This window comes from Deefgea salmonis (genome assembly GCF_020531905.1).
Lineage (GTDB): Bacteria > Pseudomonadota > Gammaproteobacteria > Burkholderiales > Chitinibacteraceae > Deefgea > Deefgea salmonis.
In genome coordinates this window covers 33,657-49,343 of record NZ_JAJAWG010000004.1, presented here as the reverse complement: position 1 = coordinate 49,343, position 15,687 = coordinate 33,657, and the positions used below count along the sequence as shown (strand labels likewise).

The window sequence follows — 15,687 nt, the reverse complement described above, 5'->3', positions numbered from 1 at the left end:
TTGCGCCGTAAAGCTAGCCAGCATGGCTAAAAATAACCCGCATAGCTAAAACAGCAAGGCGACGATTATTCGCCCTTAGCTTTGATCACACGACGGCCATTGTAAAAGCCGTTTGGAGAAATGTGGTGCGGGCGATGAACTTCACCAGTTGCAGCATCTACAGACAAAGCTGGTGCTGACAAGAAGTCATGAGCGCGGTGCATGCCACGTTTCGAAGGTGATTTTTTATTTTGCTGAACTGCCATGTGAAATACTCCTAATAACTCAGTTGTTTATTCCGCTTTCCTGGTTTTCAACTGAGCCAGGACTGCAAACGGATTCGGTTTTTTACTCGCCAATTTGGCCAGTGCATCGTCACCACCACACACATCGTGTACTGGTGCCACTGGTAAAGCGAGTAACAATTCGTCTTCGACCAGTGCTTCAATATCCAGCTCCGGATCGATCAAAATGCCATCAAGGTCTTCATCGATGGCTTCCGCTTCATCGATTTCTTCCTCAGTAGCAAACTGGGTCAACACGGTTTCGTCATGAATTGACCAAGGCATGCCCGATAGGCAGCGCTGGCAAATCAGTTGCAAATCGCCTTTTACTTCTAAATAAAGCCAAGGGCGTTGCGTACGATCATCTACGCCACTTTCGATATGCCAAGCGATTTCGCCTGATGTATCGGCCAACAGGTCACTCAAACGTGAGAGCTGCGTAAGTGGGATAGAACCTTTTAGTTCTCGACCTTCTTGCGCAAATTCCGCGCTATGAATCACCGTCATGGGGTTGCCGCGTAGAACCGGAAACCGCGCATGATATAATCTCCTACTATCCTCTGTCAAAGTATTTTGCGCTTTTAAGCACGGTGAAATTCATATGCGAACCACTTCTACCTTCTGCGAGCCACGCCAACTGGTTCTGGCGTCTACATCGCTGTATCGAAAAGAACTTTTAGAACGGCTAGGTCTACCGTTTATCACAGCAGCCCCCAATCTGGACGAATCGCCACTGATGGGGGAGACTGCGGCACAAACCAGCGAGCGTTTGGCGATTGCCAAAGCGAAAGTGCTTGCCGATCAGTTCCCCAATAGTCTGATTATTGGTTCTGACCAAGTCGCTTTACTCAATGGCGTGCAATTGGGAAAACCGGGCACCCATGAACGCGCCGTCGCACAATTGGCCGCCATGCGTGGGCAAAGCATTGCGTTTCATACTGCGCTCTGCCTTTACAATACGGCGACCCAACAAGTGCAAAGCCATGTCGACATCACCACGGTGACCCTGCGCGATTACAGCGACGCACAAATTGAAACCTATTTACGCCGTGAGCAACCTTACAATTGTGCTGGCAGCGCCAAAACCGAAGGTCTCGGGATTGTGATGATTGCCGCCATTCACAGCACCGATCCGGCGGCGATTATTGGTTTACCCTTGATTGAGTTGATTAATATGCTCAATCAAGAAGCGTATCCAATATTGTAATTCATGCCATCAATTTATAATGGGTATAGCCATCAAGCTCTTTTAAATTAAAGTCTAGACAGATATACCCACAAAAAACCCACAACACACCTTATTTGGACAAGCACCATGACAGGCACTTTATATTTAATTCCTGCGCCAATGGGCGGCGATACCGTGAGCGATATTTTACCGGTCGATGTGATCGAAACCGCCAAGCGACTCACCCATTTTGTCGTTGAAAATGCCAAAACAACGCGGGCGCATTTAAAAATGCTCGGCACGCCACATGAGCTACGTAGCCTGAGCATGAGCGAATTGTCTGAGCACACCAAAGACCACGAAGTGGCGGCTCTGCTTCAGCCCTTGCTCGATGGATTTGATGTGGGCTTAATGTCCGAAGCAGGCTGCCCTGGCGTTGCCGACCCCGGTGCGCGTTTGGTGCATCTCGCCCATCAGCGTGGCATCAAGGTCGTCCCCTTAGTCGGGCCATCATCGTTGCTAATGGCCTTAATGGCCTCGGGGGCCAATGGACAGAAATTTCGCTTTAATGGTTACTTGCCTTCTGATGCCGCAGGCCGAGTACAAGCAATTCGTCAACTCGAAGCGAGCTCAAGCAAAGAAGGTCAAGCCGAGCTGTTTATTGAGACCCCTTATCGCAATGGGGCGCTATTTCAAGCCTTGCGCGACAACCTCAAAGCCAATACCCGGCTCACTGTTGCTTGCGACATTAGCCTACCAAGCCAAGACATCGTGACCTTAGAAGTCAGTCAATGGAAGAAAAAAGCCGAGCCGCAAATCCACAAGCGCCCGACTGTTTTTATTATTCAAGCTTAAATCGCAGCGGAGATGCACCGGCGGGGCTCGATAAACAACCAGTACGCCATTAATGCGCCGACGTAACGGCTTGCATCGCCGAATCATAAAACAAAGCGGTATTTCTTCCCGCCGCTTTGGCTTGATACATCGCGGCGTCGGCGTGCTTGAGTAAATCATCCATTGAGACTTGTTCCGCCAAAAACAAAGCCACACCAATACTGGGCGTACTCAGATGGGTATGCCCAGACAAATCATACGGCTGGCGCAAGCGCTCCAAAATTTTGTTTGCCACCGTTTGCGCTTGCTCAACAGCCAGCGCTGGCACGTCGCTTAAAGACTCCAGCAAGACCACAAACTCATCGCCGCCCAAACGCGCCACGCTGTCATTTTCTCGCACGCAAGACAATAAGCGCTCGGATACTTGCTGCAGCAATAAATCGCCCATGTGGTGGCCATAATTGTCATTCAAATATTTAAAATGATCGAGATCGAGAAACATCAACGCACCATGTAAGCCACTGCGCGCTGAAGTCAACATGGCTTTTTTAATTCGATCCATTAATAAACGCCGATTAGGCAAACCGGTTAAAGCATCAAAAAAAGCCAAGCGATGAATTTCTTCTCGGCGCTGATGATCTAAGGTGTTGTCGCTGACTAAACCAATAAAAATGGCTTGTCCGGCGCGGAAAATTTTGGACACCGACAAACGCATCGGAAACAAACTGCCATCTTTACGCAAGCCTTCCACCTCACGTGGTACGCCGACAATACTGGCAGAACCCGTCGATTGGTGGCGCGATAAGTAGTCATCATGCTGGCCGGCAAACGGCTCTGGCATCAACATTGAGACATTTTTAAACAACACTTCTTCCGTTGAATAACCAAAGATACGGCTCGCTGCTGAATTAAAACTTTCTATTCGACCGGTAATATCAATGGTAATCACCCCATCGGCCATATTGTCGAGAATGGTTTGCGTATGCTGCACCGACTCTTGCAAAATCATTTTGTCTGCAGCCAACTGTTTTTCGGCTAACTCGTGCTCAATCACCAAGCCCACTAAATAAGCGCCGCGCTTAATCGCTTGCAATTCCTTCGCCGTCGGCGAGCAAGGATAGCGGTGATAGTTGGCAAAAGTGCCCAAAACACGGCCCTTGGTCGACAAGATAGGAATTGACCAGCAAGAGCGTAAATCGTGCGACAAAGCCAAATCGGCAAAATGCTGCCACAAAGGATCGTTCGCAATATCAGCCACAATCGTATCTTGTCCGGTATACGCCGCAGTGCCACAAGAGCCAATATTTGGACCAATTTCCACACCATGAATCGCTTGGCAATACGCCTCGGGCAAGCTTGGCGCAATGGTATGCAATAAGTGCCGGCCTTCTGGATCAAGCAATAAAATTGAGCACAAAACGCCCGGAAAATTCGATTCAAAACTATGCACAAACTGCGTTAATAACTGCGTAAATGGCACATCAGCGGCCTGCATTTCAAGCAGTTTTAATTCAGTATCGATTTGCAGCTGAAATTGCTTTTGCTCTGAAATATCCAAAATTGAACCAACGATATATAAAGGCTGACCCGCATCATCAGTAATGGTTTTTTGAATGACGTAGTCAGTTTGATACCGACCCCGCTGGCTATTCCAGCGCATTTCTTCATGCGTAGCTATGGTTTCATCGGCGTGAGCCAGCGGTGTTTGTGCTGCAATTTGCGCCTTAGATTCATGCACGCAGCGCCCATTGGCTTTGTACGCGGTAGGCTCAGTGCTGGCGTTTTGGTAAGCGGTATTGCTCAATACAATATGGCCATGCGCATTTTTAACAAAGCACTGCAGCGGTAGCGCATCCAAAAATTCGCGAAAAAAATCAAAGTCATTGGGTCTTAACGGGTTTAAGGCCATTTCAATCATCTACCTAGCAATAAAATCTAACACACCATCGCATCCACCCAAGATCAAGCTCGGTTTCAATGGCGTTGGCCTCAAAATATCATGCACCTGCAAGCTCGAAAGACAGCGTTTTAATTTTCACTATGCTTTCATAAAAACACAAAATTTGTAAAACAAACGTCAACAGACCCTAGATAAATTCAAACAAAGATGACAACAACAAAACAATTTATGAAACAAGCATTAAACGAAAACTAACCGTCTACCCCCAAAAAGTAAACATTTCACTACGCGTTTGGCGCTAGTTGTCGATATAAAACACAGATTGTGTCTTTATTAAGGAGATTCATTATGTCCATCAGCGTCTCGAATCAGAGCAGCATCCCGCCGCTAACTGGGCGTTTGCAGCCGCAGCCTAACAAAAGCACTCGCGATGAATCGAATCTAGAAAATTCACAAGAAACAGTGAGTCTAAATACCAGTGGCAATGCATCACTCACCTACAGCAAACCGCGCGCACTCCCCGAAAACTTGGCTGCGATGCTGGACGAATCCAATCGTAAAGTCGATGAGTTAATGAGCTTGATTCGGCCACTCATTGAGGGGCAAGGTTTGAATTTAGCCAAAGTGGCGCGTGGCGAACAAACACTGACTGTCGATCAAGCAACGATTGATAAAGCCAAAGCGGATTTGGGTGAAGACGGTGAATTTGGTGTTAAAAAAGTCGCCGAGCGGATTTTAAGCTTTGCCAAATTTGCCATGGGCGACGACCCCGCCAAATTGCAAAAAATTCGCGATGCGGTTGAGTTAGGCTTCACCCAAGCCAAAGCCATATTAGGTGGCAGCTTGCCGGACATTAGCCAACAAACCCACGACACCATCATGGCTGAATTTGATCGCTGGCAACAAGAAGGCATTCCGAGTGGCGCAACTGTTGGCCTTGGTGCTAAACCAGCTCAAACTTAAATTGTGTTCAGACTACGTTGCTAGGGTCTCAACATAAAAAAACGGCGCAATGCGCCGTTTTTTTATGTGATCGAGATTTAATGCTGCACTTTTTTACGCTTGCGGCTGAGCCATTGCACAAAATCATCGACAAAAGTAAACACCACCGGAATCACCAGCAAACTCAAAAAGGTTGAGGTAATTAAGCCGCCGATAACGGCAATCGCCATCGGCGCACGAAAACTCGAATCGACGCCCCAACCCATCGCAATCGGCAACATCCCTGCACCCATCGCAATCGTGGTCATCACAATCGGCCGCGCGCGTTTACGCCCCGCATCCATCAAGGCATCAAAGCGCGCCATCCCTTCTCGACGGGCAACAATGGCGTATTCAACCAATAAAATCGAATTTTTAGTCGCGACCCCCATCAACATAATCAGGCCAATTAAAGTTGGCATTGAAAACGAGCTGTGGGTCAGCAATAGCGCCACAAATGCACCACCAATCGATAAAGGCAGCGCGGCTAAAATTGTCACCGGCTGCATAAAATCACGGAATAACAGCACCAGCACCATATAAATACACAACACCCCTGTGAGCATCGCCAAACCAAAGCTGGCAAACAGTTTTTTCATTTCTTCCGCGTCACCAAACACCGCTCGAGTGACCCCAGCCGGCAGGTTTTTTAAGCTCGGCAACTGATCGGCCTCAGCGCTGGCTTCGCCTAAAGTTCGGCCATTGAGCTCAACGTCAAAAATCACATTGCGCGCTCTATCGTAGCGGCTAATCACACTCGGACCGCTACCAATCTCAATCGTTGCCACTTGCCCGAGCATCACGTTCCCCTGCGTTGACGGCACACGCAAACGCTTGATTTGCTCAAGATCACTGCGAAATGAATCGGGTAAACGCACCACAATCGGTATTTGTCGCTCAGGTAGATTGAGCTTGGCCAAGGCGGTATCAAAGTCGCCGACCGTCGCCACCCGAATCGTGTCGGCAATCGCCAGCGCAGTCACCCCCATCTCGGCCGCTTTACTCATATCAGGGCGGATAATTAATTCAGGTCGAACCAAACTGGCGCTCGATGTAACCGCACCTACGCCACTTAAAGTGCGTAAGTCTTGCTCCACCGCTTTAGCGGCCACGGCCAAAGCCTCAGGATCATCGGACTTAATAATCATTTGTAGCTTTTCACCATTTTGCCCTAGGCCGACCGTGACTCTCGCGCCCGGAATCACCCGTAATGCCTCGCGTAATTCTTGCTCCAGCACGGTTTTTTTCGCCCGCTCGGCGCGGGCCACCAAGGTCAAGGTTAAGCTGGCTTTATTCACGCCGCTACTGCCGCCCGCAAAGGGATCAGACCCCGCCTTGCCATCGCCCACTGCGGTATAAATTCGGGTAATAAACGGCAATGGCGCTAAGATTTTTCGCGCTTGATCGGCGGCGGCATAGGTTTCATTTAACGTTGCGCCGGGCGGTAATTCGATTTTGACCAAGGTTTGCGAGCGATCATCCGGCGGAACAAAACCGGTTGGCAATAATGGCACCAAAGCTAAAGAGGCAATAAAAAATACAATCGAGCAAATCGCCGTGACTTTACGATGTCGCAAGCACCACGCCGCGCAGCGCAGATACGCCAACTTTAAACGCCCTTCTTGCTCGGCATGCGGCATCGGTTTAAGTAAATACGCTGCCATCATGGGCGTTAATAAACGCGCAACCACTAAGGATGCCATCACCGCTAGCGCAGCAGTCCAGCCAAAGGGTTTAAAGAACTTCCCCGGAATGCCACTCATAAACGCGGTCGGTAAAAACACCGCCACCAAAGCAAAGGTGGTCGCCACCACCGCTAAGCCAATTTCATCGGCCGCTTCCATCGCCGCTTGATAGGGCGATTTACCCATCCGCAAATGGCGCACAATGTTTTCAATTTCAACAATCGCATCGTCAACCAAAATCCCCACCACCAAGGCCAGCGACAATAAGGTGACGGTATTGAGGGTAAAGCCGAATAAATACATGCCGATAAACGTCGGCAAAATCGATAAGGGCAAGGCTGCGGCCGACACTAAAGTGGCGCGCCAATCGCGCAAAAAGAACCATACGACAATCACCGCCAGCAAAGCGCCTTCGTACAACAAGCCCATCGAGCCATCAAACTCGTCCTGCACGGGGGCTGCCATATCATAAGCAGGCTTGAGCACCAAAGCCGGATGCTCAAGCTGTAATTGCGCGAGGGCTTTTTTGACTGCGGCGGCCACTTCGGTTTCACTGGCGCCGCGGGCACGGGTGATTTCAAAGCCGACCACCGGCTGACCATCAAGCTGGGCGATAGAACGGCGCTCGGCAATGGTGTCGTGAATGCTGGCGATTTGATCGAGCCGAATCCGGCGGCCGTCCGGCAATGTCAGCTCGGTTTGTGCCAACTCGGCCGCCGTCGTGGCCGCGACAATGGTGCGTAAAGCCTGCTCTGAGCCACCTAAATCCGCGCGGCCACCAGAAGCGTCTTTTTGCGTTCGCGCCAATTGCCGTGAAATATCGCTACTACTTACGCCAAGCGCAGCCATGCGCGCTGGATCGAGCTCAATTTGCACTTGCCGCGTGACCCCGCCAACGCGCGCAACTTTACCCACGCCAGGAATCGATCGAATCACCCGGGTAATTTTATTGTCGACCAACCAAGATAGCTGCTCTTCATCGAGCTGCGGATCGGCAACGGTATACACCAGAAACGGCACGCCAGAAAACTCAACCTTACCAATAATCGGATCTTTTAAATCGGCAGGTAAATCACTACGCACATTGGAAACCGCGTCTCGCACATCGTCAACCGCTTCATTAATGGGCTTTTCCAGCTCAAACTCGATGGTCATGCCGACCACGCCATCGCTGATATTGCTGTATACGTGCTTCACGCCTTGCAAGGCTGAGACTGAGTTTTCTAACTTTCGCGCCACCTCAGTTTCCAGCTGCGCGGGTGCCGCGCCCTCCAGTACCGCAGTTACCGTCACCATCGGCAATTCGATATCGGGAAAGTCTTGCACCTTCATTTGGCTAAATGACCATAAGCCCCCCAAAGAGAGCAGCACAAACAGCATAATGGCCGGTATCGGATTTTTAATCGACCAAGCAGAAAAATTCATTGCGTATCCCTGGGTATATCAACGAAGAGCTATAAAATAAAAGTATAGAAGCCAATACCCAAGTTAAACTCAAGTAACAAGCGAGGCTTTCCAATGGCTAAGCTCAGATCACGCCAAGGATGACTTGGCGATGACGACGATGGATTGAGGCGCAAACCATCCGCTTATTTAACCACCCGCACCACGTCACCATCGGCCAAAAAGCCGGCGCCGCTGGCCACCACCGCCGTCGTCGGCGCGAGCCCCTCGACTTCCATCATCCCGTTTGCTTGGCGACCGAGCTTCACCCGAACTTGCTTCACTTTATTGTCGGTTTGCAACACAAACACATTGGCAAAACCATCACGCAATAAAATGGCACTGCCTGGCAGCGCCAATGCTTTACTTTTACCCAGTGCGATCTGACCTTTGGCAAACATGCCGGGCTTGGCCGCAACTAAAGGATCGCCGTCGGGTTTCAAATCAACAAACACCAACACATTGCGGGTTTTTAGATCGACTGTTGGCGCAATATTTCTCACCGTTCCGACTACTGTTTTGCCGGTTGGCAAGCCCAACGACACGCTTTGTCCGGGCTGTATTTTGGCGCTTTCAGCCGCCGTCACCTCGGCCTGCCATTCCAAGCGGCCTTGCCGTACTAAACGAAACAACTCTTGCCCCGGCTGGCTGACCGCCCCCAAGCTGGCGCTACGTGCTGAAATCACGCCATCATCGGGCGCCACAATGCGCGTTTGCGCTAAGCGAACCTGAGCACTAGCCAATTGAGCTTTAGCCGATTGCACTCGCGCCTTGGCCATCATTTCTTTAGTAAACGCTTCGGTTTTTTGCTGCTCTGACATGGCGCCGGTATTGCCCAGTTGCCGCACCCGATTGGCATTTTGCTGGGCTTCGCCTAAAGCGGCCTCAGTTTCCGCTAGCGCCGCTTTGGCTTGAGCGACTTCGGCCTGAATCGTTGCATCATTGTATCGAGCCAGTACTTGGCCTTTTTTCACTTGATCACCAATGGCGGCATTGAGCTGAGTTAAGCGTAAGCCGCCCATTTCAGTGCCGATGGATGACTCTTGCCATGGCAAAATATTGCCATTGGCGGTCATTGTTTGCGCCCACTCCATCGATTTGGGCTGAATCATCCGCACCGTCAATACCGGTTTACTGCCCACGGTTTTTGGCGCGGATGAATCAGCACGTACCATTGCTGCGGTCAAAGTCAACGCCGCGAGCACGGCCAATACGCTGATACTCAATACCATGCCACGTCGCACTGGGAATCGCTTTAATACATCCTTCATTACCCTACTCCAGTATAAGTTCGTACTCATTATCTAGATTGACCTTGCAAGCAATACCCTACTTAGCAGCAACTTCATCGCCAATACCGTCCACCGGCCATTGCCCGCCAACGGCTTTGTACAGCCCAATCCATAACGACAATTGATCCCGCTGCAACGCCATTTGCTTCACTTGCGAGCCCAGTAAAAAACGCCGTGAGACTTCCAAATCCAATAAGCTGGCACTACCGGCTTGCCACATCGCATTGCTGGCGTCTTGTTGCTGCTGATATCCCGCCACCGATCGCTGCATGGCGGCAATGCGGCGTTGATTGCCATTCAGTTGCAGCAAAATTTGCTCAACTTCACGCACCGCAAACCGCACCTTTTGCTGATACGCGGCCAGCGCCTGATCGTAGCGGGCCACCGCGGCGGCTTCTTCCGACTTTAAGCGGCCAGCGTTAAAAATAGGCAGTTTTAATGTCGGGCCAAACGACCACGCATTGCCATTAATCGACAGACTGCCAACGTCTTGCTGACCCAAACTAATCACGCCGAGCAAGCTCAGTGAGGGCAATTGCGCCACTTTGCTAATCCCAACTTCGGCCGCCGCCATATTGACGTTTTCTGCGGCAACACGAATGTCGTAGCGTTGCGTAATCACATTCGCTGGCACAGCATGAATCGCAAAACCCACCGGCTGCGGCAAGCGCGCTGCGCCTTGCTCAAGCTGCGCGTTCACTTGTTGCGCCGACCAGCCGGTTAAAGCCACTAAAGCTTGTCGGGCCATGCCAATGCCTTCTTGCGTTTCGACCCATTGCGCCAAAGCATCGGCGCTACTGGCATCGAGCAAAGCCACGTCCACTGGGCTAGCAAGACCGACTTGTTCTTTTTCCTGCGTTAATTGCAAACTCTGATTTCGCGACTTTAAATCCTGCGCCACAATCTCAGCCAAAGCTTGATAAGCGCGTAATGCTACATAGGCATTGGCGACTTCGGCGGCCACGGTCGCTCGGGCATCTTGCCATTCGATGGTTTTGGCCGACAAATTGGCCAGCAGGTTTTTTTCTGCCGTGCGCACACCGCCCCATAGATCGATCTCCCAGCTGGCATCGAGTCCAACGCTACCAACATTCATGGGCTGTGCAGGCGCAATCATCGTGTTTTGACTGCGCGAGCCACTCGCAGTTGCGCCCACAGTCGGCCATAAATAAGCTTTCGTGGCATAGGCTTTAGCGCGCGCTTCCCGAATCCGCGCTTCGGCCAATTCCAAAGTTGGATTGGCTTGTTGCGCGGCATTCAGTAAGGTGTTGAGCACTGGATCTTGCCAAGATTGCCACCACACTTGCTGCTCGGCGAGGTGTGTTGCCATCGGCAATGGCGTCTGCCAAACCGTTTCTTTTGGCACTAGCTGCGCCAATTGCGGCTGCGGCAAGCTCACCGCACAGCCACCAACGGTGCCAAGCAAACAAAGTAATAGCCAATTTAATCGATGACGCATACGGGTCGCAATTCCCCAAAGTCAGAGTGAAGCGCATTTCAACGACAAATGCATGAATGGGCGGTTTAAATCGCTGGAGAGACGGCGAAGAAATGCTAAACTGACCGAACGGTTCGGTCAATGACCAATGAATATTTATTTTGGATATCGATATGCCAAGCAACAATGACAAGATGAACTCGGCCAAACGCCAGCAAATTCTGGATGGCGCTCGGCGCGTTTTTATTGAATTGGGTTTTGCCCACAGCAGCGTAGAAAAAATCGCCAAAGCGGCCGGCGTTGCCAAAGGCACGATTTATAATTATTTCGACAGCAAAGAAGCGCTGTTTGTCGCCTTAATTGCGGGCGAATGCGCCGGCGAAACGCAATTGCCAACGCTGGCCCAATTACGAGATGCACCGATTGAAGCGGTATTAGCGCGCTTTGCAAAGCAATGGCTCAGTAGCCTATTGCAAGAAGAGCAAGCCGCATTATTTCGGATTGTATTGGCAGAGGTGATGCAGTTTCCGGCGCTGGGACAACTGATCGAATCATCAGGTCCAGCGCAGGTGGTGCAACTACTGAGCGATTATTTGGCGCAACTGAACCAAGATGAAATACTGCAGATCGATGACGCGAGATTAGCCGCGGAACAATTATTGGCGCTCAGTGATGCCGGCATTATTCGCCAAATGCAACTCTCAGTACGCAACCCGAGCTCGGTTCAGATCGAGCAACACGTGATTAGCGCCGTCACCGTCTTTTTACGCGCCTACCGCAAAGCCAATTAAGCAGCAGCTAAGCGCTGCATCAGTTGTTCGGCATTGGGGTCGTCCACCAGCACCAGCCTCACCTTATTAAACGCCGTGGCGGCTTCTTCGGGATATTTGCCATACGATACGACACTGGCGTGTCGCCATCCTGCTGCAGTGAGCGCCTGCTTGGCAAATTTACTCCCCTCAACACTGCCACCACCCAATTGCAATAAGGCTTGTTCAATCAACACATGTGGAAATGGATTGCGCGATAAGGTATTAAAATGCGTTGGAAATACTTCATCAAATGGCATAATTTGCTCGCTCAAACAAAGGAAGAATGCACTGCATGCTGCACCGACTGCATCCGCTAAGTCACTCTCTTCTTTCATTTTTTTAGTGTTTTGCTTATCAAATAGCAAGTAATCACTGACAAAAAAAACAATCTGCCAAGCATAAATGAATAAGGCCAGCACGACGATTTAAAGCCTATTCAATCACGGCCAATGCACGGCTAATTTTGTCGATGGCAATAAATACCCGCCATACGCCGCAATACCACGTCAATTTGCGCCCACACCGGCCAGCATCCCGCTAAAATAGCGTTTTTACCTCGCCCACGATCGCTCATGAAAATCGCCCTTGCTCAAATCAACCCTATTGTTGGTGATATTGATGGCAACACCGAGCTTATTTTTGCTGCGGCTCGCGAAGCTGCGGCGGCTGGTGCTGATATTTTACTCACCCCAGAACTGGCCCTCACTGGCTATCCACCGGAAGATTTATTGCTGCGTCCGGCTTTTTTACAGCAATGTCGCGAAAAAATTGCGCGTTTCATTGATGAGCTTGACGGCATTACCTTGGTACTTGGCTACCCATCGGTGAGCGGGGACGAAATTTTTAACTCAGCGTGCGTCATTCGGGATGGCAACTTCCTCGGTCGTTACGACAAATTACTCTTACCAAATAATGCCGTTTTTGATGAAGTGCGTTACTTCACCCCAGGCTGTGTGCCTTTGGTCTTTGAACAAAATGGCGTGCAAGTCGGCATCGCCATTTGCGAAGACTTGTGGGATACCGAGCCGGCCGCTGCCGCCAAAGATGAAGGCGCCGAGGTGTTATTGGTGCTCAATGCGTCCCCTTTTCACCAAGCCAAACAAAGCACGCGCCGCGAAATTGCCCAGCAACGCGTGGAAGAAAATGATTTAGCGCTGGTGTATTGCAATTTGGTTGGTGGCCAAGACGAGCTGGTGTTTGATGGCCACTCCTTTGCGCTGAATAAATCCGGCGAATTGGCTTTGCAATTGCCGGCGTATCGCAGCCAAATCGGCTATTGCGATTTTATTGATGGCGACCTCCAAACCGCATCGATTGCGCTTGATGAGTCCATTGAAGCCAGTATTTACGGCGCTTTGGTACTGGGCGTGCAAGATTACATTGGCAAAAATCGCTTCCCCGGTGTGCTACTTGGTCTCTCGGGTGGGATTGATTCGGCGCTTACTTTGGCAATTGCGGTAGATGCACTAGGCGCAGATCGAGTCCACGCGGTGATGATGCCGTCGCGCTATACCGCCGATATTTCGGTGAACGATTCACGCGAAATGATTGAAATCCTTGGCTGCCAATATTCAGAAATCGAAATTTGGCCGATGTATGAAAGCATGATGGCCGGATTAAAAGACGAATTTGCCGGCACTGAAATGGACGCCACCGAAGAGAACTTGCAAAGCCGTATTAGGGGTATGCTCTTGATGGCCATGTCAAATAAGGGCGGCAAGCTGGTACTCACCACGGGTAATAAATCAGAAATGACCACCGGCTATGCCACCTTGTATGGCGATATGGCCGGCGGCTTTGCGGTATTAAAAGACGTCGCCAAAACGCTGGTGTATCGCTTATCTCTGTGGCGTAATTCGCAAGGGGTGGTGATTCCTGAGCGCATTATTACTCGCCCTCCTTCCGCTGAATTACGTCCCGACCAAAAAGACCAAGACAGCTTGCCTGAATACGCCGTGCTTGATGCGATTTTAGCGGCGTATGTCGAAGAAAACCTCAGCATCGCCGACATTATTGCGAAAGGCTATCCCGAGGCGGATGTGAATAAGGTGGTGCGTTTACTCAAAATCAACGAATACAAACGCCGCCAAGCGCCTGTTGGTCCACGCATTACTCAGCGCTCGTTTGGTAAAGATTGGCGAATGCCAATTACCCAGCGTTTTACGCGTTAAATCGTTTTTTCGTAAGCGCTCAGCCGCTCCACCACTTTGAAGCTTATTTTTCTGTTAGCGCTCGTAGCGGTAGTAATTCGTCGATGCGGCTGTTCGGCCAAGTGGGGAGTTTTTCTAGGGTGTCGGTGAGCCAGGCCATCGGGTCTAGGTCGTTGAGTTTGGCGGTGCCCAGCAGCGTTTGAATCGCGGCAGCGCGTTGGCCGGCACGTTCACTGCCCGCAAATAACCAGTTCTTTTTGCCAATCGCAATCGGCCGAATACTGTTTTCGACCGGATTGTTATCGATTGGCGCGATGCCGCTGTGGGCGTAGCGTTCAAGCGCGGCCCAGCGCCGTTGGCTGTAAATGATCGCTTTGGCCAGGGCGCTATTGGGCGCAACTTTGCTGCCAGTTTCATCCAACCAAATCTTGAATTCGAGCAGTTTAGGTTGCGCTGCTTGCTGCCGTAGCGCTCGGCGTTGTTCGGGGTTTAAATCTTTGGCCTGCGCTTCCAGCGCATACAGTTCGCCAATTCGGCGCAATGCCTCAAACGCCACGGCGCTACCGTTGGCCTGATGCAATTCGAAGAATTTGCGTCGTGCGTGCGCCCAACAGCCCAGCTCAATCACGCCGGTTTTGAACAGCGCTTTGTAGCCGCCGTAATCGTCGACCATCAGTTGACCTTGCCAATCGGCGAGGAAATCGCGGACGTGTTGACCCGAGCGACCGCCTTGATAATCAAACAAAATGATCGGCGCACTGCCACTCAAAGGCGTGTTGCGATACGCCCATAAATACGCGGTTTTGGTTTTGCCTTTGCCCGGATCAAGCTGCTTGACCGGCGTTTCATCGGCATGCAGCACCGTTTCGCCTTTCAGTCGTTCACGCAATCGATCCGCCAGCGGCTGCAACCACCAGCCGACGGTGCCGACCCAACTGGCCAGCGTGCTTTCTGCTAACGGCACTTCGCTGCGTTCAGCGATTTTTCGTAGCCGATACAGCGGTAAATGATCGACGTATTTGCTGACCATCACCCAAGCTAAAGTCGCAGCAGTGGGTAAACCACCGTTGATGATCGCCGCCGGAATCGGCGCGGCGGTCATCGTTTGGCAGCTGCGGCAAGCGTATTGCGGGCGAATGTGGCGCAGCACGCTAAATACCGCCGGTTGCACATGCAGTTGCTCGCTAATGTCTTCACCGACTTTAACCAAACCCTGACCACATTGGCCGCAGGTGCACGACTCAGGTTCATGAACCATATCGGTACGCGGTAAATGCGCCGGTAAGGCTTGGCGACCTGCGCGAATGCGTGGCGTTTTGTTGCTGACTTCGGGGGTGTTGTTGGCTTGCTCGGCGGCAAGTTTAGCTTCCAGCGCGGCCATATCGGCATCGAGCGCTTCTTCAAATAAATCCCGCTGCTCGCTACTCATCACTTCGGTCTTGGCGCCATAACGCATGCGGCGCAGATAGGCCAATTCCATCGTTAGCGCTTCGATGGTTTGCGTTTTATTTTGGATGTCGGAGACGTATTGTTTGAGTTGTTGATCTTGCTGGGTGAGTAACTCAGACTGCGCCAAAATCGCCGCGCGGACTGCGGCGGGTAGGTTTGAATTGGCGAGTTCTTGAGCGAGGTCCATGTGTTGATTTTACAGGGTATTGCCCTACAAATCATATTTTTCATGTTATATAGGGCAATACTGCGACAACTGTTTTATCCATCCT

At 51.0% G+C, this 15,687-nt stretch carries 13 protein-coding genes; 5 read left to right on the top strand and 8 right to left on the bottom strand.

The genetic code is table 11. The features are described 5' to 3' along the window. Positions 1–65 precede the first annotated feature (65 nt). Positions 66–245, bottom strand: a complete 180-nt coding sequence (rpmF, locus tag LG219_RS08310) for a 50S ribosomal protein L32 (RefSeq protein WP_173532309.1) — start codon at positions 243–245, stop codon at positions 66–68. A 27-nt stretch (positions 246–272) separates the two neighbouring features. Further along, positions 273–770: a YceD family protein gene (locus LG219_RS08305; RefSeq protein WP_226764044.1), complete on the bottom strand. Its 498-nt coding sequence runs from the start codon at positions 768–770 to the stop codon at positions 273–275. 94 nt (positions 771–864) lie between these two features. Here LG219_RS08305 and LG219_RS08300 point away from each other — a divergent pair, with 94 nt between their 5' ends. Then, on the top strand, positions 865–1,470 hold the full coding sequence (locus tag LG219_RS08300) for a Maf family nucleotide pyrophosphatase (protein ID WP_226764043.1): 606 nt from the start codon (positions 865–867) through the stop codon (positions 1,468–1,470). A gap of 108 nt (positions 1,471–1,578) precedes the next feature. Continuing rightward, a complete protein-coding gene (locus LG219_RS08295) occupies positions 1,579–2,286 on the top strand; it encodes an SAM-dependent methyltransferase (RefSeq protein ID WP_226764042.1) in 708 nt (235 codons plus the stop codon). A 49-nt stretch (positions 2,287–2,335) separates the two neighbouring features. Here the strand turns inward: LG219_RS08295 and LG219_RS08290 are convergent, their stop codons facing one another. Further along, positions 2,336–4,174: a diguanylate cyclase domain-containing protein gene (locus tag LG219_RS08290; RefSeq protein WP_226764041.1), complete on the bottom strand. Its 1,839-nt coding sequence runs from the start codon at positions 4,172–4,174 to the stop codon at positions 2,336–2,338. Positions 4,175–4,513: 339 nt separating this feature from the next. Here LG219_RS08290 and LG219_RS08285 point away from each other — a divergent pair, with 339 nt between their 5' ends. After that, a complete protein-coding gene (locus LG219_RS08285; protein ID WP_226764040.1) occupies positions 4,514–5,128 on the top strand; it encodes a hypothetical protein in 615 nt (204 codons plus the stop codon). Between the two features lie 77 nt (positions 5,129–5,205). On the opposite strand, the gene LG219_RS08280 is transcribed toward LG219_RS08285, so the two are convergent. The 3 genes from LG219_RS08280 to LG219_RS08270 all read right to left on the bottom strand — a co-directional run bounded on the left by LG219_RS08280 (position 5,206) and on the right by LG219_RS08270 (position 11,025). After that, entirely contained in the window at positions 5,206–8,256 is a 3,051-nt protein-coding gene (locus LG219_RS08280; RefSeq protein ID WP_226764039.1) for an efflux RND transporter permease subunit, read from the bottom strand. 164 nt (positions 8,257–8,420) lie between these two features. Continuing rightward, the gene (locus tag LG219_RS08275; protein WP_226764038.1) at positions 8,421–9,545 is read right to left on the bottom strand and encodes an efflux RND transporter periplasmic adaptor subunit; all 1,125 of its coding nucleotides are present in this window, start codon (positions 9,543–9,545) and stop codon (positions 8,421–8,423) included. Between the two features lie 58 nt (positions 9,546–9,603). After that, on the bottom strand, positions 9,604–11,025 hold the full coding sequence (locus LG219_RS08270) for an efflux transporter outer membrane subunit (RefSeq protein WP_226764037.1): 1,422 nt from the start codon (positions 11,023–11,025) through the stop codon (positions 9,604–9,606). Between the two features lie 152 nt (positions 11,026–11,177). Here LG219_RS08270 and LG219_RS08265 point away from each other — a divergent pair, with 152 nt between their 5' ends. Next, positions 11,178–11,795, top strand: a complete 618-nt coding sequence (locus LG219_RS08265) for a TetR/AcrR family transcriptional regulator (protein ID WP_226764036.1) — start codon at positions 11,178–11,180, stop codon at positions 11,793–11,795. Here the strand turns inward: LG219_RS08265 and LG219_RS08260 are convergent. Beyond that, entirely contained in the window at positions 11,792–12,235 is a 444-nt protein-coding gene (locus LG219_RS08260; RefSeq protein ID WP_226764035.1) for a hypothetical protein, read from the bottom strand. The genes LG219_RS08265 and LG219_RS08260 overlap by 4 nt on opposite strands. Before the next feature lie 153 nt (positions 12,236–12,388). On the opposite strand from LG219_RS08260, the gene LG219_RS08255 reads away from it, so the two are divergent. Continuing rightward, entirely contained in the window at positions 12,389–13,987 is a 1,599-nt protein-coding gene (locus LG219_RS08255) for an NAD+ synthase (RefSeq protein WP_226764034.1), read from the top strand. 43 nt (positions 13,988–14,030) lie between these two features. Here the strand turns inward: LG219_RS08255 and tnpC are convergent, their stop codons facing one another. After that, positions 14,031–15,602, bottom strand: coding sequence for an IS66 family transposase (gene tnpC, locus LG219_RS08250; RefSeq protein ID WP_226764033.1), 1,572 nt, complete (start codon positions 15,600–15,602; stop codon positions 14,031–14,033). Positions 15,603–15,687 lie beyond the last annotated feature (85 nt).

Bases quoted from the DNA above. Each gene is read 5' to 3' on its own strand.
- LG219_RS08290 (WP_226764041.1), bottom strand. From the start codon at position 4,174: ATGGCCTTAAACCCGTTAAGACCCAATGACTTTGATTTTTTTCGCGAA.
- LG219_RS08265 (WP_226764036.1), top strand. From the start codon at position 11,178: ATGCCAAGCAACAATGACAAGATGAACTCGGCCAAACGCCAGCAAATT.
- tnpC (WP_226764033.1), bottom strand. From the start codon at position 15,602: ATGGACCTCGCTCAAGAACTCGCCAATTCAAACCTACCCGCCGCAGTC.
- rpmF (WP_173532309.1), bottom strand. From the start codon at position 245: ATGGCAGTTCAGCAAAATAAAAAATCACCTTCGAAACGTGGCATGCAC.
- LG219_RS08270 (WP_226764037.1), bottom strand. From the start codon at position 11,025: ATGCGTCATCGATTAAATTGGCTATTACTTTGTTTGCTTGGCACCGTT.
- LG219_RS08275 (WP_226764038.1), bottom strand. From the start codon at position 9,545: ATGAAGGATGTATTAAAGCGATTCCCAGTGCGACGTGGCATGGTATTG.
- LG219_RS08305 (WP_226764044.1), bottom strand. From the start codon at position 770: ATGACGGTGATTCATAGCGCGGAATTTGCGCAAGAAGGTCGAGAACTA.
- LG219_RS08300 (WP_226764043.1), top strand. From the start codon at position 865: ATGCGAACCACTTCTACCTTCTGCGAGCCACGCCAACTGGTTCTGGCG.
- LG219_RS08280 (WP_226764039.1), bottom strand. From the start codon at position 8,256: ATGAATTTTTCTGCTTGGTCGATTAAAAATCCGATACCGGCCATTATG.
- LG219_RS08255 (WP_226764034.1), top strand. From the start codon at position 12,389: ATGAAAATCGCCCTTGCTCAAATCAACCCTATTGTTGGTGATATTGAT.
- LG219_RS08285 (WP_226764040.1), top strand. From the start codon at position 4,514: ATGTCCATCAGCGTCTCGAATCAGAGCAGCATCCCGCCGCTAACTGGG.
- LG219_RS08295 (WP_226764042.1), top strand. From the start codon at position 1,579: ATGACAGGCACTTTATATTTAATTCCTGCGCCAATGGGCGGCGATACC.